21 protein-coding genes and 1 tRNA gene are annotated in these 21924 nt (G+C 39.6%); 14 read left to right on the forward strand and 8 right to left on the reverse strand.

The window, feature by feature from the left end:
- The first annotated feature begins 1 nt into the window (after position 1).
- From CJ263_RS12445 to CJ263_RS12475, 6 genes are all read left to right on the forward strand, one after another.
- Positions 2–1030, forward strand: a complete 1029-nt coding sequence (locus CJ263_RS12445) for a nucleotidyl transferase AbiEii/AbiGii toxin family protein (protein WP_225621182.1) — start codon at positions 2–4, stop codon at positions 1028–1030.
- A 613-nt stretch (positions 1031–1643) separates the two neighbouring features.
- A complete protein-coding gene (locus CJ263_RS12455; RefSeq protein WP_094997576.1) occupies positions 1644–2432 on the forward strand; it encodes a hypothetical protein in 789 nt (262 codons plus the stop codon).
- Complete coding sequence (locus CJ263_RS12460; RefSeq protein WP_094997577.1) at positions 2429–2914, forward strand: hypothetical protein; 486 nt, start codon at positions 2429–2431, stop codon at positions 2912–2914. The genes CJ263_RS12455 and CJ263_RS12460 overlap by 4 nt, the downstream gene beginning before the upstream one ends.
- A 172-nt stretch (positions 2915–3086) precedes the next feature.
- The gene (locus tag CJ263_RS12465; RefSeq protein ID WP_094997578.1) at positions 3087–3428 is read left to right on the forward strand and encodes a plasmid mobilization protein; all 342 of its coding nucleotides are present in this window, start codon (positions 3087–3089) and stop codon (positions 3426–3428) included.
- Positions 3425–4459 (forward strand): relaxase/mobilization nuclease domain-containing protein, encoded by a 1035-nt coding sequence (locus CJ263_RS12470; protein ID WP_094997579.1) that lies wholly within the window; start codon positions 3425–3427, stop codon positions 4457–4459. Before CJ263_RS12465 ends, CJ263_RS12470 begins: the two co-directional genes overlap by 4 nt.
- Positions 4460–4467: 8 nt before the next feature.
- Positions 4468–4665 (forward strand): hypothetical protein, encoded by a 198-nt coding sequence (locus tag CJ263_RS12475; protein ID WP_094997580.1) that lies wholly within the window; start codon positions 4468–4470, stop codon positions 4663–4665.
- A 73-nt stretch (positions 4666–4738) separates the two neighbouring features.
- Here the strand turns inward: CJ263_RS12475 and CJ263_RS12480 are convergent, their stop codons facing one another.
- Both CJ263_RS12480 and CJ263_RS12485 read right to left on the reverse strand, forming a co-directional pair.
- Positions 4739–6019 (reverse strand): tyrosine-type recombinase/integrase, encoded by a 1281-nt coding sequence (locus CJ263_RS12480; protein ID WP_094997581.1) that lies wholly within the window; start codon positions 6017–6019, stop codon positions 4739–4741.
- 42 nt (positions 6020–6061) lie between these two features.
- Positions 6062–6134, reverse strand: a tRNA-Met gene (locus CJ263_RS12485).
- A 145-nt stretch (positions 6135–6279) separates the two neighbouring features.
- On the opposite strand from CJ263_RS12485, the gene CJ263_RS12490 reads away from it, so the two are divergent.
- The 5 genes from CJ263_RS12490 (at position 6280) to CJ263_RS12510 (ending at position 13706) form a co-directional block, all read left to right on the forward strand.
- Positions 6280–7644 (forward strand): alanine/glycine:cation symporter family protein, encoded by a 1365-nt coding sequence (locus CJ263_RS12490; protein ID WP_094997582.1) that lies wholly within the window; start codon positions 6280–6282, stop codon positions 7642–7644.
- Positions 7631–8515 carry a GTPase Era gene (gene era, locus CJ263_RS12495; protein ID WP_094997583.1) on the forward strand — a complete coding sequence of 295 codons (885 nt, stop codon included), beginning with the start codon at positions 7631–7633 and terminating at the stop codon, positions 8513–8515. Before CJ263_RS12490 ends, era begins: the two co-directional genes overlap by 14 nt.
- Positions 8516–8709: 194 nt before the next feature.
- Entirely contained in the window at positions 8710–9423 is a 714-nt protein-coding gene (locus tag CJ263_RS12500) for a NeuD/PglB/VioB family sugar acetyltransferase (RefSeq protein WP_094997584.1), read from the forward strand.
- A 56-nt stretch (positions 9424–9479) separates the two neighbouring features.
- Positions 9480–10784, forward strand: a complete 1305-nt coding sequence (der, locus tag CJ263_RS12505) for a ribosome biogenesis GTPase Der (RefSeq protein ID WP_094997585.1) — start codon at positions 9480–9482, stop codon at positions 10782–10784.
- A gap of 135 nt (positions 10785–10919) precedes the next feature.
- A complete protein-coding gene (locus CJ263_RS12510) occupies positions 10920–13706 on the forward strand; it encodes an outer membrane beta-barrel protein (protein WP_094999236.1) in 2787 nt (928 codons plus the stop codon).
- 110 nt (positions 13707–13816) lie between these two features.
- On the opposite strand, the gene CJ263_RS12515 is transcribed toward CJ263_RS12510, so the two are convergent.
- The 6 genes from CJ263_RS12515 to CJ263_RS12540 all read right to left on the reverse strand — a co-directional run bounded on the left by CJ263_RS12515 (position 13817) and on the right by CJ263_RS12540 (position 17518).
- Positions 13817–14275: a hypothetical protein gene (locus CJ263_RS12515; protein ID WP_094997586.1), complete on the reverse strand. Its 459-nt coding sequence runs from the start codon at positions 14273–14275 to the stop codon at positions 13817–13819.
- A gap of 60 nt (positions 14276–14335) precedes the next feature.
- A complete protein-coding gene (locus CJ263_RS12520) occupies positions 14336–15118 on the reverse strand; it encodes a TPM domain-containing protein (RefSeq protein WP_094997587.1) in 783 nt (260 codons plus the stop codon).
- On the reverse strand, positions 15099–15536 hold the full coding sequence (locus CJ263_RS12525; protein WP_094997588.1) for a TPM domain-containing protein: 438 nt from the start codon (positions 15534–15536) through the stop codon (positions 15099–15101). The genes CJ263_RS12520 and CJ263_RS12525 overlap by 20 nt, the downstream gene beginning before the upstream one ends.
- Before the next feature lie 7 nt (positions 15537–15543).
- The gene (locus tag CJ263_RS12530) at positions 15544–16143 is read right to left on the reverse strand and encodes a LemA family protein (RefSeq protein WP_094997589.1); all 600 of its coding nucleotides are present in this window, start codon (positions 16141–16143) and stop codon (positions 15544–15546) included.
- Positions 16144–16211: 68 nt separating this feature from the next.
- Positions 16212–16541 carry a MerR family transcriptional regulator gene (locus tag CJ263_RS12535; RefSeq protein ID WP_094997590.1) on the reverse strand — a complete coding sequence of 110 codons (330 nt, stop codon included), beginning with the start codon at positions 16539–16541 and terminating at the stop codon, positions 16212–16214.
- Positions 16541–17518, reverse strand: a complete 978-nt coding sequence (locus CJ263_RS12540) for a M23 family metallopeptidase (RefSeq protein WP_094997591.1) — start codon at positions 17516–17518, stop codon at positions 16541–16543. The genes CJ263_RS12535 and CJ263_RS12540 overlap by 1 nt, the downstream gene beginning before the upstream one ends.
- Before the next feature lie 104 nt (positions 17519–17622).
- Between CJ263_RS12540 and alaS the strand changes: the two genes are divergently transcribed.
- From alaS to CJ263_RS12555, 3 genes are read left to right on the forward strand one after another with little or no spacing between them, the layout of a single operon-like run.
- On the forward strand, positions 17623–20238 hold the full coding sequence (gene alaS, locus CJ263_RS12545; RefSeq protein ID WP_094997592.1) for an alanine--tRNA ligase: 2616 nt from the start codon (positions 17623–17625) through the stop codon (positions 20236–20238).
- 45 nt (positions 20239–20283) lie between these two features.
- A complete protein-coding gene (locus CJ263_RS12550; protein ID WP_094997593.1) occupies positions 20284–20916 on the forward strand; it encodes an alpha/beta fold hydrolase in 633 nt (210 codons plus the stop codon).
- Positions 20913–21875: a GSCFA domain-containing protein gene (locus tag CJ263_RS12555; RefSeq protein ID WP_308423261.1), complete on the forward strand. Its 963-nt coding sequence runs from the start codon at positions 20913–20915 to the stop codon at positions 21873–21875. The genes CJ263_RS12550 and CJ263_RS12555 overlap by 4 nt, the downstream gene beginning before the upstream one ends.
- Positions 21876–21924: the final 49 nt, after the last annotated feature.

A 21924-nucleotide genomic window follows, 5' to 3' on the forward strand; every position in this document is an offset into this window, starting at 1 on the left:
AATGAAATTTTACGATATACCCAAAGAAGATAGGCTTGCCATCTTTAAAAATGTAGAAGGCAAAACGGGAATACCAGATTTTGCGGTTGAAAAGGACTGGTGGGTCGTCAGTACATTGGGAATAATATTTGAAATGGGGATAGCGGAACATTTGGTCTTTAAGGGCGGGACGTCGCTAAGCAAGGCTTGGAAACTGATCGATCGATTTAGCGAAGATATCGACCTTGCCGTTGACCGGGGATTTTTTGGATATTCAGGGGAGCTATCAAAAAAACAGCTGACCAAGCTGAGGAAAGAAACGAGTTCCTATATTTCAGGGAAATTTTATCCAGAGTTGCAGCAGCGATTTAAGAGCAATGGATTTAAGGATGTGGGTTTCAATATCATTCCGGCCGAATCAAGCGACCAAGACCCTCGTATCATAGAAATCTATTATCCATTTCTGACCAAATCCCCCGGATACATCCAACCAAGGGTACAAGTTGAAATTGGCTGTCGTTCTCTAAGGGAACCATTTCAATCAAAACCGATAAGCTCCTTTGTGGACGAAGAATATCCCGATGCCGAATTTGTAGCGCCTCCAGTAAAGGTTCCATCCGTAACCCCTGAAAGGACTTTTTTAGAAAAACTTTTTCTATTGCATGAGGAATTCCAACGTCCCAAGGAAAAGATAAGGGTGGATAGGCTAAGCCGTCATTTGTACGATATTTTCCAATTATCGAAAACGGAATTTGCGGTCAATGCCATCCACGACAAAGGTTTATATGAAACCATTGTAAATCATAGATATGTATTCACAAAACTTGGTGGGGTCGATTATAATCTGCATCGACCTCAGGATATACGGCCCATCCCACCCCCTGAGTATGAGGACGATTGGAAGGCAGATTATAAAACCATGCAAGAGCAAATGATTTATGGGGATTCCCCAGCCTATGAAAATTTGGTCAAGGGAATCCAAGGATTTTTAGAAAAGATGAATGTTTTGGATTGGAGAATGGGAGTGGAATTTCCCTTACCCAAAAGTTGAGATCAATTTGGGCAGGACAACCATATAAACGAATCAAATAGGAATAAAGACTATATAATCGGAATCCATAATGGATGATGTTTGATATGAACACCTAAATTTAATCATCTTTGTTATCGATTAAAGAATCAATGAGTTATGGGAAAAATTAAAAAATTTAATTCGGACACCTTCTTAAGGATATTCGCCCTATTAATGTCCGTGTCGCTGTGTTCTTGGATCGCACCACTTGTTTTTGAATTAGAGGTTAATGAGATTAAAGTGGTCTACATGATAAGAACATTCACTTTCGTTATGATTACTTTAATGATTATTGTTCCGTTAATTTTATTCTCTTTCGAAAAACCAAAAAAGTACAAATAGGCAATTAAAACGAATAGGAATGCCAGAAGACGAATTTTCCATACAGGTAAAGTCAAAATAGCAAGGAGAATACCTTGATGGATTTGTACGGTCTTCCCATTTATAAGGAAGAAGTTATAGACTATCTTTTGGAGGGTAATTGCGATAATCAGTTTCTGCTATTTATGTTCTCTTCAAAAGGGTGGATACGGCCAAGAACGAAGTGATGTATTATTTGAATCTTTTCCGTTACATTGATTAAATTTATACCATGTCGGAAACCCTATATAAAGTACTGGATTTCAGTCGGCCGATAGGCCGACAGTCGTTCAGGGAAGTCATTAGTGAACTGGATGGTCATTCCCCTTCCCACAAAAAGTCTGCGCTTTCAGAAGGGCAACTGAAAACCCTTATCGCGGCCATCTTTACGTATGGACTTCATTATGACGAAGTCCCCAAAGAGCAAAGGGAACTGCTGTTAAAGGCAATTCTGGAAGATAAACAACCGCTGTTTGACCTGTCCCAAACCTTTGGAAGACATCTGATGAACAACCTGGGTAATTCCGCGAAATTACAGATGGAAGCACTAAAAAATATCGAATATGACTTTAAACGGCCATTGTCCAATGAACCGCTAGTGGATTTTGTAGAAATGGAACTCTTGGATCAGACCACCTCGTACCGGAAATGGGAATATGGCCGATTCTCCGTAGTTTACATGGCCGCTCATTTATCGAAGCATGTCGGATGGGAAAGTATGGAGAAAACCGTGAAAGAAAAGAAGCTCCTTCCCGAAGGTTATCTCAAAAGTCTTGGTAAGGAATTGGAAAATGCCCGCTATGGTCTCGATGCCCACGAACAATTACTGCTACATCTTATCGTAAAGGCCAAGCTCTGGCCAAAAAAGACTACCATGGCCGATTATTTATTGGCGGGTTCGATAACACAACAACACATTTTGGGCCTCTCCCTCCGGTCCGAAAAACTTGCCAACGCTTTGGTAAATGCTATAGAGCGAACTCCAACCATAAACAGACGCAGGGGCGGCCCTAAATTATGATTCCATCGGAAAAACTGCTCAGCTATCTGGAAGATTTGGCCAAGAAGGAACATCCCGAGGTCAACGGCAAGGAATATTCCCGATTACAGGTCCTATTGGCCGAGCGTTTGGTACGCGATGTACAAAATGCCATCGGCATCGCTTCGCAGAAACCGAAACTTTCCCGCAGGAGGGCCTTTATCGTAATCTTGGAAGAACTTTATTACAATGTCCCTAAATATCCCAAAGATCTTACCCTTCAAGGTATCCACAGAAGGGCATCCCAACGGTTCGAGTATATGAACAGGGACATAAAATCCTTTACCACACCTACGGATGTGCATCCCAAGGACCCCTGTACTTTTTATGAGGACAACGCCCATGGCAAGGCACGCTATAGATCCGCATTAAAGCATCTCGTATTGGAATCCCATAGATACTTTGAGGTTCCTGAAGCGGAGGCCTCCCTCAAAATCCTTTTTGAGGACGTAGAACTCTGCTAAATCCATTTACCGTACAACACTCCGTGTACGGCAAAGCCCTTACTGACTTGCGATATGTTCTAGGTTTGGCCTAAGTTAATCGGAGGTCACGTAGCAAGCCATGTTTTTGCAAGCAAAAACCGCTCACTTTGTTCGCGAGGCTTGTTGGGGATCCTCCCCAAACCCCTGAATTATGGCACGGCCAAAAAAAGATATTGAATCACTCAAGGCGATACGGGTCAATGTACGCATGACGGTCAATGAATACCTTATCGTTTCCGGAAATGCGGCCGCTTTAGGCATGGGCATACCGGATTATATTCGAAAAAAGGTAACGGGCAGACCACTTCCAAGAACCAAGGTTACGCCAGAGGATAGAAGATTGTTCGTTGAGCTGAGCCGGATCGGCAACAACATCAACCAACTTACGAAAAAGTCTCATTTGGGCATACACGCCCCTAAGAATCTATATAGTCATTTAAGAGAGTTACAGCATCTTTTGCAGGAACTAAAGTCGAAAATTGTCAACAAATGATAGCCAAACAGATAAAGGGAAAGGATTTTTATGGACTGTTGGCCTACAACCAAAAAAAGGTGGAACTGGGCCAGGCCGTTGTTCTGGACGCGAATATAGATTTGGGCAGCTCTGTTGACATGACCAAGGAGTTCAATTTGATTCGGCAGTTACGCCCTAGGCTCGGTAAAGCAGTCTATCATGTTTCCTTGAACCTGCCGCCTGGCGATAAGATGCGTGATAGTGAATTCGTTGCGATGGGACTGGACTATCTAAACGGAATGGGATTCGATGACAACCAATACATTATGTACCGCCATGATGACCAAAGCCACCAACACATCCATATCGTTGCCAATAGGGTAAAACTATCCGGAGCATTGGTCAGTGATAGCAGAGACTATGAGCGCAGCGAACGCTTGGTGCGAAAGCTGGAAAAGAAATATGGTCTTTCACAACTGCCAGACGCAAGCTTGGAAAGAGAGGCGGCACTCACCCAAAAAGAGATAGAGAAATCGCTCCGGACGGGCAACCCACCGATTAAAAGCCTGCTTCAACATCAATTGAGGGAGGCATTAAAACGTTCAGCTACTACACAAGAGATTATAGACCAATTACGGTCAAGAGAAATTCGTCCAAAATTCAATATCAGCAAGACCACTGGAAGGGTCTCCGGTATCTCCTTCAAATATGAAGGAGTGATTTATAAGGGCAGCAGCCTAGGCCGAAAATATTCATGGAACAACATCATAAAACAAATCGATTATGAACAAATCAGAGACCGTACAGTTATTCTCGAAAATAATCATGCAGAACAAGGAAATAAAGGAGTTGTTGCTCCGGATTCAGGCCCATCAAGGAACATTGTCGGAGAAACAAAAGATGCTGAGGGAGGGACAATCCAAATTAGTGAAAAATCAAAATACGATTTGGGAGGTACTCAAAAGGATGGCCTAGATGACGAATCCTTCACTCCGTTCAAGATAGAGTTGGAAGATTTCGACCGCAGGAAGCGCAGGAGTAAGAAGAAGAAAAAAGAAAGGGGTTTATAATATATATCATGGAGGGAGGCTTGGTCAGCGATAAATTGTTGAATGCCTTGGTGGATAGCTTATCCGTCGAAGATTTACAAGCTATTATGTCCCAGAAGATAGCTAAGGAATGTGCTGACCATAAACCAAAACCAATGACTGAAAGAGAAAAACTAAAAAAACATTATAGAAACCTCTTCATTTCCATGGGCAAGCTTCACTTGTAAAAATAGGAATCACTGTTATTAGCTAAACAAAATTCAATTATTACAATAGTATTTTTTATCAGTTAATCTTGAATTAGGTTAAGGATAATAAACCGCTATAATCCTCAGGGAGTTCCGCATCGATATCCTTCAAATAAGACTTAAGTGCTTTTAAGGTAGAATGCCCCGTAATCAGCATCAATTTATCACAAGTTTCTGTATAGGTAAATTCTTTCCTGAACTTCCTAAAAAGCAATGTTATAAAAGTATGCCTGAAAGAATAGATTGTATATTCACTGCCCAATTGTAGCGTTTTTCCTTGAGACAGAAGATATGCGTTGTATTTCTTTTTAAGTTTCCAAAACCGTTTGGTAAAATAATCCCTTCTACTTGATTCCGAAGCTTCCCATTCTCCAATACCAGCAGGAGTAAACAAAAAATGATTTTGTACGGAGAAGTCCAAATCCTTGATTTCATGGTGGACGATATCCGGTATAATTTTGGTCTTTTCAGGTTTGTTCTTTGCTTGAACCCGTAATAGCTTTTGAGCAAGAAAAATATCCTTGACTTTTAGCCTGCATACCTCAATGGGGCGTAGAAAATTATAGGAGACAAATTTTATGAAAAGCAACAGAAGTGGGTCGTTTTCCTTGATAAAGGCAAATAGACCTTCCAGGACTTCTAACGAATAGGTCTTATGGCTTACCGATTTTGTATTGAGTACTTTGATATTCTCGATAAAATTTCTCGGGATAATATCGTTGTCTTCAAGCTCACCAAATAGGGAACTTAATACGATGCGGGTGTTGTTCCTGTTTCTTGCACTGCTTTTTTTGACTATACTTTGTAGATAATTGTTGACGGTCTGCTTGGTAATGCTAAGGATGCTTTTATCAAGCAAGTTCTTTTTATTCAAGTATTTTTTAAACTGATTGTATCGGCTTTTGTAATCTTTGATGGAAGTGTCCGAAAGTTCATTGAGTTTTAGCGTATAGGCATAATCCAATGCGGCTTCGGCCGTATATTCCAGGGATTTTGAATTGAGCTTAAGCTTGTCCTTGTAAGGAGAATACCCTTCTTTGAGCATTTCCAGCAAAACCTCCTTGATTATCCCAAGATGAAATAATCTTTCTTTTTTTGTCTTGTAGTTTTTATTGACGCTCATTGTTACTGGCGTTTGACGGACCAGCACGGGATTTCCAAGTTTGTCAAAAAGGTCCGGACTGGCATAGTCAAAATAGACGTACCACCTTTTGGAAAGGTCAAAATTGTCCCCGCCATGGTAGATTTTCGGTTCCGTGTATTTTTTCTTCTCCAATCCGTTTTTGTATGCGGTAGCGTATGCGCTTTGCAATATATCAAAAAAAGAACCCATTGACAACAGTTTTAAAAAGCTGTTAATCAATGGGTTATGTAGTAGCGGGGACTGGACTCGAACCAGCGACCTTCGGGTTATGAGCCCGACGAGCTACCTACTGCTCTATCCCGCGATATGGACGACAAAGATACAATAGTTTTCATGTAAATTCCAAATATGATTCGCTTTCATTTTGAATAAGGAATAAAAATCTTGACTTTCTTGCACTTATAGGTTCCAAAACAATATTTTCAATTTTATTGGCTACTTTAGAACACATGAAGCAACTGAATGATTTTTTAATACAGGCAATTTCCGCAACGGAATGGCCCATGTTTGTTCTATTGATTGGAGGAGGTCTATTTTTAATGCTGTATTCCAAATTATTGCCTTACCGTTATTTTGGACATGCCCTAGCAATAACTCGGGGAAAATATGACGATAAAAATGCAAAGGGTGATGTAAGTTCCCTTCAGGCATTATCGGCGGCGGTTGCGGCTACCGTTGGACTTGGAAATATTTCAGGGGTCGCCATTGCCATTCATGATGGTGGTCCTGGGGTCGTTTTTTGGATTTGGATGACCGCATTGATAGGAATGTGTATTAAGTTCTACTCCTGCAGTCTCTCTATAATGTTCAGGGGAGAAGACTCAGAAGGTCATTTACAGGGAGGTCCTATGTTCTATATTGTCAATGGACTAGGTAAAAAATATAAACCTTTGGCCATATTCTTTGCCCTAGCCGGACTCTTTGGTTTTTTAGGTGTTTTTACGGCTAACCAATTTACGGAAACATTCATGAGTGTTATAAATCCATCCGAAACCATTATGCAAATGAGTGAATTTAACTGGAAATTGACCATAGGTTTTGTTTTGGCCATAGTTAGTTCGTTCGTCATTTTTGGAGGTTTAGAAAAAATAGCCAAGGTGGCCACTGCAATAGTACCCTTTATGGTGATGGTATATTTGGTTGCTGTTTTATTTGTGATGTTTATGAATGCATCCCAGGTAATACCTTCGCTCAAGATGATTATAACGGAAGCTTGGAACTTTAAGTCCATTGTTACTGGAGGATTTTGGGGACTTGTAATTATTGGAGTCCGGAGAGCTATGTTTTCCAATGAGGCCGGTCTGGGCAGCGCTCCCATGTACCACGGTCAGTCTAAAAACGATGAGCCCATACGTGAAGGGTTGGTGGCTATGTTGGGTCCTTTTATAGATACAATACTGGTCTGTACTTTTACTGCTGTTGTTATTATTTTAAGTGGAGCTTATTTAGAGGACGGAAGTGGTATAGTAATGACATTAAATGCATTTCAAAAAACGTTATTTGGGTTTGGGGACGAGCTTTTGATGGTAATTGTTGCAGCCTTTGCCCTTTCAACCTTATTCACATATTCCTACTATGGAGTTAAGTGCCTTTCATTTTTGACGAATGCCAAAATTGGTAGATGGTACAATGTTTATTTTGTGATTATGATTGTTTTTGCGGCTATTGCTTCTTTGGAACTGGTTAAAAACCTTATCGATTTGTCCTATGCCCTTATGGTAATTCCTAATATGATTGCCGTACTTTTGTTGACTCCTAAGGTTAATGCTGCCGCCAAGGTTTATTTTGAAAAATTAAAGAATGAAAGATCATAAAGCTGGTTTTGTAAATATTATTGGTAATCCCAACGTGGGCAAGTCCACCTTAATGAATGCCTTTGTGGGTGAAAAATTATCCATAATTACTTCGAAGGCACAAACTACAAGACACAGGATTTTAGGTATTGTAAACGGAGATGATTTTCAGGTTATTCTTTCGGATACTCCTGGTATTATAAAACCTGCCTATGATTTACAATCCTCAATGATGGATTTTGTAAAGTCAGCCTTTGAAGACGCCGATGTATTATTGTATATGGTCGAAATAGGAGAGAAAGCCTTAAAGGATGAAAATTTCTTTGCTAAGATCAAGAATTCTAAGATTCCTGTGCTATTGCTTTTGAACAAGATTGATGGTGCTAGTCAAGAGCTATTGGAAGAACAGGTTCAGTACTGGCAAGATCAGTTACCAACGGTAGAGATACATCCCATATCGGCCTTACAAAACTTCAATGTTCGGGGTGTTTTTGAAAGAATTTTAGAGTTGCTACCGGCCTCCCCACCCTATTATCCCAAGGACCAATTAACGGATAAGCCGGAGCGTTTTTTTGTCAACGAGACCATACGGGAAAAAATACTCTTGTATTACAAAAAGGAAATTCCATATGCCGTGGAGGTGGAAACCGAGGAATTTCTTGAGGATGAAGAGATAATTAGAATTCGATCGGTAATCATGGTCGAGCGAGATTCCCAAAAAGGCATTATTATAGGCCATAAAGGTAGCGCATTGAAAAAAGTAGGGGTTGAAGCGCGAAAGGATTTGGAACAGTTTTTTGACAAGCAAGTACATATTGAGCTTTATGTAAAGGTGAACAAAAATTGGCGCAACGATAGTAGACAGCTAAAACGTTTTGGGTATAATAATTAATGTTGGTCAATATTTTTTTACTTGTTTTATAATTTTCTATTTAGTAGTCGTTTAAGAGTAAAATGTACTTACCATAACAATCAATTTCACTTTTATGGATTAAAATTTTTATCGAAAAAATTGCTTTACGTCTGTTATGATGGAGATCTTTACTTATCTTTGAATATCGATGAAATGCAAAAAAATACGATGAAATGCAAAATATAATCATTTTTGGTGCTTCAGGCCACGGTAGTGTTGTACTGGATTGTATTGAGAAGGAAGGAAAATACAAGGTGGTTGGATTCATCGATTCTTTCAAAAAGAAAGGCACTATCATAAATGGTTATCCAATATTGGGCACGGAATTTGACTTGCCATTTCTAATCGATAAATATAATATTCGTGGGGGTATTGTTGCCATTGGTGATAATTGGATTCGAAATTCCATGGTAGAACGTATTAATAAAATTTCACCTAATTTTTCTTACATTTCCGTTGTTCACCCAAGTGCTGAGGTTGGTAAGGAAGTACAATTTGGAGTAGGGACAGTTATAATGCCTGGAGTCATTGTAAATGCGAATTCCGTAATAGGAAATTTTTGCCTTTTAAATACAAATAGTTCACTAGGGCATGATGGGTTTATGCAAAATTTTTCTAGTTTAGCCCCAAAGACATGTACAGGAGGTAATCTCATTTTGGGCAAGTATTCCGCCTTGTGTTTGGGAGTCAATGTTATTGATTCCATTACTATTGGGGAACATACCGTTGTTGGGGCAGGATCTTTGGTAGTGGGTAATTTAGATAGTAATATTCTCGCTTTCGGTTCTCCAGCCAAGAAAATCAGGATTAGGGATATCGGCGAACCATATATGTCTGGCAGGAAAAATAAAATGGACGTTATTCCTCTTTACAAGTTGGAACAATAAACTTGTTATCATTTTTCTGAATACTTTAATTACTACCTTTGCGCCAAATTAAAGCTATGGGTGCTATCGTTGCTATTGTGGGAAGGCCAAATGTTGGTAAATCAACTTTTTTCAATCGGTTGATTCAACGAAGGGAGGCAATTGTAGACGCTTCGAGTGGGGTAACGCGTGACCGCCACTATGGGAAAAGCGATTGGAACGGGAAGGAATTCTCGCTCATAGATACCGGAGGATATGTTTTGGGCAGTGATGATATCTTTGAACAAGAGATAGATAAGCAGGTAGAACTTGCCATAGAAGAAGCGGATGCCATTATTTTTATGGTGGATGTGGAAACTGGTGTAACGGGTATGGATGAAGATGTCGCCAAACTTCTTAGGCGTGTCAATAAACCGGTTTTTTTGGCTGTAAACAAGGTGGATAATTCCATGAGGGAAGAAGATGCGGTTGAATTCTACTCACTTGGCTTGGGTGATTATTATACTTTGTCAAGTATAAATGGTAGTGGTACCGGTGAACTGTTGGATGCTCTGGTAGAGAAATTACCGGAAGGCGAAAAGGAGGAAAGCGAACTTCCCAGATTTGCCGTAGTCGGAAGGCCCAATGCCGGTAAATCCTCCTTCATAAATGCATTGATAGGTGAGGAGCGGTATATTGTTACCGATATCGCTGGCACTACACGGGATAGTATCGATACAACCTATAACCGATTCGGATTCGAATTTAATTTGGTTGATACGGCAGGAATTCGAAGGAAATCCAAGGTTAAAGAGGACTTGGAGTTTTATTCAGTAATGCGCTCCGTAAGGGCCATTGAAAATTGTGATGTCTGCTTGTTATTGTTAGATGCTACCCGCGGATTTGATGGTCAGGTTGAAAATATTTTTTGGTTGGCGGCCAGAAACAATAAGGGTATTGTGATTCTGGTGAACAAATGGGATTTGGTAGAGGATAAAGAGACCAATACCATAAAACAATACACTCAAAAAATAAAGAAGGCCATTGAACCTTTTACCGATGTGCCCATTCTCTTTATATCCGTACTAACCAAACAACGCATATTCAAAGCCATTGAAACGGCCGTGGAGGTGTATCAGAATAGAAGCAAGAAAATTAAAACCCGTGAGTTTAACGATGTCATGCTTCCTTTAATCGAAAATTACCCGCCTCCTGCTTACAAAGGCAAATACGTGAAAATCAAGTTTTGTACCCAACTGCCTACACCCTATCCCCAATTTGCCTTTTTCTGCAACCTGCCCCAGTATGTCAGGGATCCTTATAAAAGATATCTCGAAAATAAGATCAGGGAAGAATTTGATTTTACGGGAGTTCCTATTAAGGTTTTTATGAGGAAGAAATAACAATTCCCTTTATTATATATAGGTTAGGTTGGTCGCCAAAAGGGATGATAAACTTATGTTAATCTTAACTAAGGTTTTAGTTGATTGAGTATCTTCGGAAAGATTAATTCATCAATCAAAAAACTAACCAATAGCATGAAGAAAGTTATTTTAACTATTCTCATTAGCATTTCTTTTTTTTCAATCTCACAGGCTCAAGAGTTTAAAATTACCGGTAAGATAGTAGATGTATTGGATGACACCCCATTGGAGGCGGCTACGGTATATGCAGAGGTACCTCGGGACAGTTCCTTGGTTACATATTCCATTTCCAAAAGTGATGGGACTTTTGAATTGGAGGGTAATACTGCTTATAGACAATTGAATGTTTTCTTTTCCTTTAACGGATACAAGACCTTGCTTAGGAAGATTGATATAAAACCTATTATGAATTTGGGCTTGGTCAAAATGGAAGAACAAGCACAGGAACTTAAAGGAGTAAATGTTGTTGGGGAAAGAATCCCTATTCAGATTAAAAAAGATACACTGGAATTCAATGCGGACTCTTTTAAGACCAGGCCTGATGCAACGGTAGAAGAGGTCTTAAAGAAGCTTCCGGGGGTTGAAATTGATAGTGATGGCAGAATTACGGTTAATGGGAAGGAGGTTGATAAAGTTTTGGTTAATGGACAGGTCTTTTTTAGCAATGACCCAAAGGTTGCAACCAAAAGCCTTCCAAAGGAAGTCATAAGTAAAATCCAGATTTTGGATTCCAAAACCAAGGAACAGGAGTTCACAGGAGATTCTGGTGATGGTAATACCAAGACAATCAATTTGACACTTAAGGAGGATAAGACCGATGGCTATATGGGAAGATTGTCAGGAGGATATGGCCAGGATGAAAGATATCAGGCCAACGGCCTTTTGAACTATTTCAATAAAACGAAAAGAATAAGCTTTTTAGCCAGTAGTAATAATATTAACAATTCTGGATTCTCCTTTGATGAAATTTATGAAATGGTCGGTAACACAGGAAGAAGGGGCGGAGTGAGCTTCAACAACAATGGGGCTTTTTCTATCGGTGACCTGGCATTTGGATTTGGACAAGGAATAATAACATCTTCTACATTGGGGGCCAGTTATGCCAATAAAAAGGAAAAGGAATATGAGGTGGATGGTAACTATTTCTTTTCCTATAGCGACTCCTATAATAAAGAGAAAACCTTTAGGGAGAATCTCTTACCGGACAATCGTTTTTTTACCGACATACAATCGAGTTTTACGGGCCGTACTAATTCCAATCAAGGCGCGGCTAATCTGGAGTTCGATTTAAGTGAAACACTTCGCATTACGGCGCAACCCACAATGAATGTAAGTAGAACTAACTCCATGGATTTTTCAAACACCTTGAATACCAATGAGGATGGGGAGTTGATAAATACTAATGTTACCGAAGAGACCAGTGATGGGTTTCAAAGAAATTTTTCCAACGAAATGGAAATCATGAAGAAGCTAGATACGCTTGGACGTTACTTTAGATTGAACTTTAGAAATAATAATAGGGCGGGGAACTCTACTTCTAACCTCAGATCCGTAAGTGAATTTTTTGGAGTAAGCCCAGACCAAAATATTCTAGATCAGGAAACTACCATTAAGAACTTGAGCGACCAGTATGAAATAGGAGTAAGGTATCGTCAACCCATTGGTAAGGAGGTTTTTCTGGATTTGGATTATAACTATGAAAATAGAACCCAAAAGAATGAAAGATATGTATATGGATTAGATGATATAACAGGGCGTTATGACATATTCAATGAAACGTTAAGTTCTGATTTTGAATTTACTAATGGTCAGCATACCCCATCTATGGCTTTTCGTCTTGACGGTAAAAAGCTTCGTTTTAGATTAAGTGCGGAGTATAATTTGATAGATTTGAAAAATAGGGACTTTTTACAGGACATTTCCTTTTCCAGGGACTATAATAAATTGTTGTTCAATTCCAATCTTAGTTACACTTTTGGACAAAATACCCGTCTATGGCTTTCCTATGATTCAGATTTAAATATACCATCCATTAATCAGATTCAGCCGGTCCCAAACGTAACAAATCCCTTAAATGTAATAGTTGGTAAACCAGATCTCTCTCCAACGGTAAATCACAATATTTACTTCAATTTCAATAATTTCAACTGGAAGGATAGGGAGGGGTTCTTCATCTATGCAGGCCTTAACTTTATACAGGATCAAATTGTAAACGTTACCGATACGGACGAAAACTTAATAAGAACCACAACCTTTGCCAATGTTAATGGAGCTTACAATCATTATGGGGCTATAAACTATTCCAAACAAATAAAAAAGGATAGTCTTTATACCTTGAAGATTAATCTAAGGCCTTATATAAACCGCCAAAAAAATATCGGCTTTACAAACGGAAGCCAGCTGGAGGCTAATCAATTCACGGTCTCACCAAGAATTGGTTTAACGTTCAATTACAAGGAAAAACTGGAATTGGAACCTGAATATACCTACGGGTTTAACAGTACCAAATACAACCTTGACCGACTGCAGGATATAAATTATATTACGCAGCGCTTAGCCCTTAAAATAACGACCTACTGGCCAAAAAACCTCATTTGGGGCAACGATATCACGTACTCCTATAATGGGAACGTAGGCCCTGGATTTGACAAGGATGCCGTGTTCTGGAATATGAGCCTGGGCCTACAAATAATGAAAAATAAAGGCACAGTTAAATTATTGGGGTATGATATTCTAAATCAAAACATAAACACCCGAAGAACCACAGGTCAGGATTTCATTCAGGATTATCAGGGAACGGTACTCAGAAGATATTTTATGGCAAGTTTTACTCTCAAGTTCGATTCTTTTGGGGGAAGTGGTCCACCAGAGAAAAAAGGGCCACAATTTATGAGGCTATAACGTAAAGCTAATGGCTAAAAATAATTGTAGACCGGTCCATTGTTCTAAAATAGTACCTTAATAAGGATTCATTTATACTAGACAATGGAGGTGATTAAATTTTAAATGTGTCAGTCTATTTCCACGGTGAAAAAAGTGCGGTTATTTGGTGATTGAATTTCACCATTAATAAAAACGGCACTTACCCTTGGAATCCCCCCGCAACAACCTTCCGCTTCGCCAAGGCCCATATTTATTTGAATTGGGATACTCACATCCGATGCCAGGTTCAAATCGATATCATATAATTTAGGTTCCCAATTTTGATTATCGACCACTACACCCGTTTTTTCACCATCGCCGGTTTGCCAAGTTTGGATTTCGAGAATAAAAGTATTAGAGTCGGTACCAACAATACTAATAGTTTCTATGGGATAGGTGTCATTTTCGATTACATTTTCGCCATTCTCCAAAACCTCAAAAAGAAAGACTGGCGGGCCTTCACAAAGAACAAGGCTACAATCAATTTTATTTTCTTCACAACTAAGAGATAGACCTGTGGCCAAAAGCAGTAAAAAGTACTTTTTCATAATTGGAATTTGAAGGAAAGATGTAATTTGAGGATTATGGTTGCTTTGGAATTCAGTTTTTTACCAACCTCCCGAAGCACCTCCGCCTCCGAATCCGCCGCCTCCGAATCCGCCGCCAAAGCCTCCGCCTCCGAAGCTTCCACCGCCAAAACCTCCGCCGGAAGAGCCGCTTCTACCCATATTGCTTAGGATGATAACATCCCACGGACTAAGCCCACGCCTTCTACCTCCACGACCATTGTTTCCTCCTTTACGGTTCCATAAGATGAATAGAATCACAAGGAAAATAATAAAGGGTAAAAAGGTGGAGAAAGGTGGCCCCTTACTTTCATTAAAACTCCTATCTTCCTTGAATTCGCCGGTAAGAACATCGAATATGGCATCCGCTCCCAGATTAAGGCCTTGGTAGTAATCACCTTTTTTAAACTCTGGAATGATAATATTTTGAATGATTCTGCGAGACATAGCGTCCGTTAAGGAACCTTCTACGCCGTAGCCGTTATTGATGGCAATCTTTCGGTCGTCACGGGCTAGTATGACCAAAATTCCGTTGTCCTTTCCACTTTGACCAATACCCCATTTTTGACCCCATTGTGCACCCAAATAGTTAATGTTTTCGCCCTCGGTACTGGCAATGATAGCCATTACAATTTGGGTAGAGGTACTATCTGAATATCGGATTAATTTTTGTTCAAGAGAACTTTTTTGTCCCGTAGGTAGCAGATTTATGTAATCGTAAACGCTTGTTTCTAAATCAGGTTTAGGAGGTATCTCAAACTGACTCCAAACATGAAGAAAACTAAAAAACAATAAAAAACTAAGGCTAGCCTTTAGATATCTCATTGCTAAGTTCGTTTGTATCATCAGGTTGCCAAGGAAAATGGTCCTGTAATTCCTTTCCAGCTTCTAAAATTCCGGCAATTAGGCCTTCCTTAAATTTTCCTTCTTTAAAATGGGCCTCAATACTATTTCGGGTAGAATCCCAAAAACCATTGGGAACTACCTTATTGATTCCCTTATCCCCGCAAATTACAAATTTCTTGTCGTTTACTGCAACATAGATCAAAACCCCATTCCCGTCCTTGGTATTGTCCATCTTCAATAAATGGAAAACTTCCTTGGCACGTTCATAATGGTCAGACCTTGTATGGGCTTCAATGTGTACACGGATTTCCCCAGAAGTATTTCTTTCTGCTTCCAGAATGGCCTCGACAATTTCTTGTTCTTCGGTCTGGGTCAAAAAATCCTCTACTTTGGACATTGGGTTATCAGTCAAATTCGAAATTTACATCGGGAGCTTGCTCTGAACCCGCTTCGGATTTAAAATAGGCCAATTCATCAAAATTGAAAATTCCTGCCAAAATGGAGTTTGGAAACTTTTTTATATGCAGGTTATAGGGTTCAACAGTAGCATTAAAACGGTCCCTCGCTACATTGATCCTATTTTCCGTTCCTTCCAATTGGGACTGTAGTTCCAAAAAGTTTTGATTTGCTTTTAAATCTGGATACCGCTCTACGGTAACTAACAATCGGCTTAAGGCACTGCTTAGTCCACTTTGGGCCTGGTTGAAATTCGCCAATTGTTCCGGAGTAATATTTGTTGGGTCGATATTAACCGAGGTAGCTTTTGCCCTTGCCTCAATAACATCGGTTAACGTTCCGCGTTCAAAGTCTGCCGCACCCTGTACGGTTTTTACCAAATTTCCAATAAGGTCGTTTCTTCTTTGGTAGGCGCTTTCTACATTCGCCCACGTTTTTGTGGAAGTTTCCTTTAGGGCAATGGCGGTATTGTTAAAACTGACTGCCCATTGATAAATTCCAAAGGCGAGAACGCCCAGTACTATTAAAGCAATTATTCCTTTTTTCATTGTCAATAGTTTTAGTGTTTATGGTGGTTATATAGTTAGTATACCAAAGAAAAGTTTTGTTACGCTTTTTATAGCTGTTCTTTTATTTTGATAAGCTCTGCCTTAACGCGTTCCAGTTTTTGGATAATTTCAAAGTTGGACAAGGTCTTTTGTTTTTCTTCTTTCAAGTGAGTTTTGGCACCGTCCAGGGTAAATCCCCTTTCCTTGACCAAATGGTAGATCAATTGCAGATTTTTAATGTCCTGGGGAGTAAATTTCCTATTTCCCTTTGCGTTTTTCTTGGGTTGCAATACATCGAATTCCTTTTCCCAAAACCGAATAAGGGAAGTGTTTACCCCAAAAGCACGGGCCACTTCCCCAATTCCATAATATCTTTTTTCAGGAAGTTCTACTTGCATTAATCCAGGGATTGGTTTTCTTGGTTGGCGTATTTCAACATATTTTCAAATTCCTCTGGAGATAAACTGCCATAATAGAAATTAATAGGATTGATGCGATCATCATCCTTCCATACCTCGTAATGCAAATGTGGCGCTTCAGATCGCCCCGTACTACCCACGAAACCAATAAGGTCACCTCTTTTTACTTTCTGTCCCTTTTTTACATTATACTGGCTCAAATGTCCATATAGACTTAAATAGCCATATCCATGATCAATACGGATGTGCTTTCCGTATCCGGATGAATTATTGTCCGCCCTAGTTACTTTTCCGTCTCCGGAGGCATAAACGGGCGTGCCCTTGGGGGCGGTAAAATCCATTCCGTAGTGCATTTTTCTAGCCTTGGTAAAAGGATCGGAACGCCATCCGTAACCGGATGCCATGCGGGTAAGGTCTTCGTTGCTTATAGGTTGAATGGCTGGAATGGACATTAAAAGCTTTTCCTTTTCCTCTGCCAACTTGGTAATCTCGTCCAAGGATTTGGATTGGATGGCCATTTGTTTTTTAATAATGTCCAATCGCTGGGTAGTGGCAATCACCATTTCGGAATTGTTGAAACCTTCCAAGGATTTATATCGATTAATACCTCCAAAACCGGCACGTCGTTGTTCTTCGGGTATGGGATTGGCTTCAAAATATAAGCGATAAATATTGTTGTCCCGATCCTCTATATTGGCCAAAACATCTTCAATCTGCTCCATTTTTTTATTAAGAAGCTCAAATTGTAGTTCGTAATTTTTTACTTCCCGCTGTAGGGAAAGTTCGCGTGGGGTATTTATGATATTTGTATTCAAAAGTAAAATCAATCCAAGCAGTCCAAAGAGGAGAGAACCTAAAAAGAAAAAACCAATGTTTCTAAATCGTTTGGATTTTTCTGGTTCAATTTTCCTATAGGAAAGCGTATCCGGATCGTAATAGTACTTTACTTTAGACATGAAGGGATTTTATCCTATTTTTGTAGTTTATTTTTAACATAACAAACAAATATAAAAATTGTTTTCTACAAACAGTTAAAATTTGTAAAAGCTTAGCATTTTAGATGAATTCCAAGGAAATACGAAAGCAGTTCTTAGCATTTTTTGAAGGTAAAAAACACAAAATTGTACCCTCTGCACCTATGGTCATAAAAGATGACCCAACCTTGCTTTTTACCAATGCGGGAATGAACCAGTTCAAGGAGTTTTTCCTAGGTATTAACGAACCCAAAAATACTAGGGTGGTTGACACGCAAAAGTGTCTTCGTGTAAGTGGAAAACATAACGATTTGGAAGAGGTTGGGAAAGATACCTATCATCATACAATGTTCGAGATGCTGGGTAACTGGAGTTTTGGGGATTATTTTAAGGAAGAGGCCATTACCTGGGCATGGGAATTGTTGACCCAGGTTTTCAAAATAGAAAAGGACAGTTTGTACGTTTCCGTTTTTGAGGGAAGTGAGGATGCGGATATGTTGGAAAAGGATAACGAGGCCTATGCCATATGGAACAAAATTGTTCCTGCGGACCGAATTATCATGGGTAACAAAAAGGACAATTTTTGGGAAATGGGCGATCAAGGACCTTGTGGACCCTGTTCCGAAATCCATGTGGATTTGCGTTCCGATGAGGAGAAATCAAAGGTTTCAGGCGCAAGTTTGGTAAACCAGGATCATCCGTTGGTGGTTGAAATCTGGAACTTGGTATTTATGCAGTACAATCGAAAGGCAGACGGTTCCTTGGAAAGCCTACCGGCCAAGCATGTGGACACGGGAATGGGTTTCGAGCGTCTCTGTATGGCTTTGCAAGGTGTAAAATCCAATTATGATACGGATGTATTTACACCTTTGATCAGGGAAATTGAAATCATTACCGATGCAAAATATGGGAAAACAGAAGAGGCGGATATTGCCATTCGCGTCATTGCAGATCACATACGTGCGGTGGCCTTTTCCATTGCAGACGGACAATTGCCGAGCAATACCGGAGCTGGATATGTCATCAGAAGAATATTACGCCGTGCGGTTCGGTACGGGTTTACCTTTTTAGAGACCAAAGAGCCTTTTATGTACCGTTTGGTAAATGTGCTTACCCAAAATATGGGAGAGGCCTTTCCAGAGCTTAGGGAGCAAAAGCAACTTATTGAAAATGTCATCAAGGAAGAGGAACACAGCTTTTTGAAAACCTTGGACCAAGGATTGGTCCTCCTGGATTCCATCATTGAAAAAACAAAAGGGGATATTGTGGATGGAAGAAAGGCTTTTGAACTTTATGATACCTATGGATTTCCAATAGACCTTACAGCGTTGATCTTGAATGAAAAAGGATTTTCATTGGACGAAGCAGGTTTTAATGTTGCCATGCAGGAACAAAAGAATCGTTCCAAAACGGCTTCGGAAACTTCCAAGGGGGATTGGGAGATTTTACATTCCGATTTAGAACAGGAGTTTGTGGGGTATGACCGATTGGAGGCCGATGTTAAAATTGTAAAGTATAGAAAGGTCGAATCCAAAAAACGAGGAGTTCAATATCAACTGGTTTTTAATTTGACACCTTTCTATGCAGAAGGTGGGGGACAAGTAGGCGATAAGGGCTATTTGGAATCTCCTGATGGAGATGTGGTCTACATCATCGATACCAAAAGGGAAAACAATGAAATAGTCCATTTTACAAAGAACTTGCCCAAAAAATTAGAGGGTACTTTTAAAGCTGTCGTGGATAGTGAACAACGTCGAAGAACCGAGGCCAATCACACGGCTACCCATTTGTTGCATCAGGCACTGAGGGAGGTATTGGGAACCCATGTGGAGCAAAAGGGGTCTGCGGTGCATTCCAAGCACCTACGTTTCGATTTTTCCCATTTTTCAAAAATGACCAAAGAGGAACTGGAAGCCGTGGAAGACTTTGTAAATGCTAGGATTTCGGGACAATTACCCCTGGAGGAACATCGCAATGTACCTGTAAGCGAAGCCTTGGAAAATGGGGCTATGGCTCTCTTTGGTGAAAAATATGGGGATACCGTAAGAACCATTCGTTTTGGAAAGTCCATTGAATTGTGCGGGGGTACACATGTCAACAATACATCGGATTTATGGCATTTTAAAATAAAGTCGGAAGGGGCTGTTGCCTCAGGAATTCGAAGGATAGAGGCAATTACCAATGATGCCGTGAAAGATTTGTATGCCGAGAACGATAAGTCCTTAAATGAGATTGTCGGGTTATTGGGAAATCCACAGGATACCATTAAGGCGGTGAGTCAACTACAAGAAGAGAATGCTGAGTTAAAGAAACAGGTAGCGGCGCTTTTGAAGGATAAGGCCAAAAATCTCAAAGGCGATTTGCAAAATGAATTGCAGGAGAAAAATGGTGTCCGATTTCTAGTGAAAAAACTCGATCTGGATGCCGCTGGTATCAAGGATTTGAGCTTTGAAATGGGTCAAAATCAAACCGACCTCTTTTTACTTTTTGCCACGGAGCAGGATGGAAAGGCCCTGCTATCCTGTTATATTTCCAAAGAATTGGTTGCCTCAAAGGATTTGAACGCAGGTTCCATAGTTAGGGAGCTAGGCAAATTTATACAAGGCGGAGGAGGAGGGCAGCCCTTTTTTGCTACTGCCGGGGGTAAAAATCCAGCAGGAATCCCGGAAGCTTTGGAAAAGGCCAAGGAATATTTAAATTAACAATTACCCTAATTTTACCAATAATAGCTAACCCAAACTAATAGATTGAAAATTTACGGAATAAGTGGGTTAGGAGCGGATAAAAGGGTATTTGAATACTTGGACCTTGATTCGGAGTTCTATCCAATAGATTGGATAGATCCTTTTAAAAAGGAATCTATTTCGGAATATGCAAAAAGGTTGTCCCAAATAATTGATACAACTGAAAAATTTTGTTTAATAGGAGTAAGCTTTGGAGGATTGGTTGCTGTGGAAATCAACAGATTCTTAAAACCGGAATTAACGATTTTAATTTCTTCGGTTGCAACGAAACACGAATTAAGTCCCTTTTTGAGATTTCTTGGTAAAACAAAATTAACCCAGATAATTCCAACAAAATTTTTTAAGCCCCCATACTGGATTTTATATTATCTATTTGGAACTAGAAAAACTAAACTGCTGAAGGATATCTTAGAAGATACTGATTTGGTTTTTGCAAAATGGGCGATAAATGAATTACTTAATTGGAAAAATGATTCGTCTATTGATAATGTTATTAAAATTCACGGAACAAGCGATAGATTGATACCTCCTAGTGGAGAAGTGGAAATTATAAAAGGAGGCGGTCATTTCATGATTGTTGACAGGGCAAAAGAAATTAGTCGAATTATAAATGAAAAGATTGCTTTAATAAAATGATGAAACTCCAGACCCAAATTTCTTTGGAACCTGCTTCAGGTCAAATAGATTATTCCAGTAGAATACTTTTGCTTGGGTCTTGTTTTTCGGAAAATATTGGAAAGAAACTGGAGTATTATAAATTTCAAACGTTCCAAAATCCCTTTGGTATCTTATTTCATCCCTTGGCCATTGAAAATTTAGTGCAAAGAACCATTGAAGGAAAAGCGTATCAGCAAGATGAGATTTTTGAACGAGATGGTATTTGGCGCTGCTTTGATGCGCATTCAGAATTAAGTTCTGGCTTCAAAGAGGAATTGTTAAAGGGTTTGAACGATGCTATTTTCCATACCGCCAAGGCTCTAAAGGAGTCTTCCCATATCATAATCACTTTGGGCACCTCATGGGTCTATGAGCATAAGGAAAGGAATGCGATTGTAGCAAATTGCCATAAGGTTCCGCAAAAGGATTTCGCTAAAAAATTATTGAGTCCAGCCGAAATTGAGTTAAGTCTTCAAAATGTGATGGCCTTGATTCAAAAAGTGAATCCCAATGCACAAATTATCTTTACGATTTCGCCCGTTCGCCATATCAAAGATGGTTTTGTGGAAAACCAACGGAGCAAGGCGCATTTAATCACTGCGATACATTCCGTTTTGTCATCTCGAGCGCAGTCGAAAGAACTTGCATATTTCCCTTCGTACGAAATTCTGATGGATGAGCTGCGCGATTATCGCTTTTACGAGAAAGATATGGTGCACCCAAACGAGCTTGCCGTGGATTATATCTGGGAAAAATTCTCAAAGGTCTTTATTTCAGAAGCTTCCCTTGAAACCATGCAGGAAGTGAAGAGTATTCGACAGGGTATGGCCCACAGACCATTTATTCCTGATTCGGAAAAGCATCAATTATTTTTAAAAAATCTGAAGAATAGAATTAAAGAGCTTCAGAAGAAATTACCCTTTATTGATTTTTCATAAAATACGGCAATTGCCCTATTTTCTTGTGCACTCTTTTTAGTCAGTTTTG

This window comes from Maribacter cobaltidurans, assembly GCF_002269385.1.
In the GTDB taxonomy this organism is placed as follows: domain Bacteria; phylum Bacteroidota; class Bacteroidia; order Flavobacteriales; family Flavobacteriaceae; genus Maribacter; species Maribacter cobaltidurans.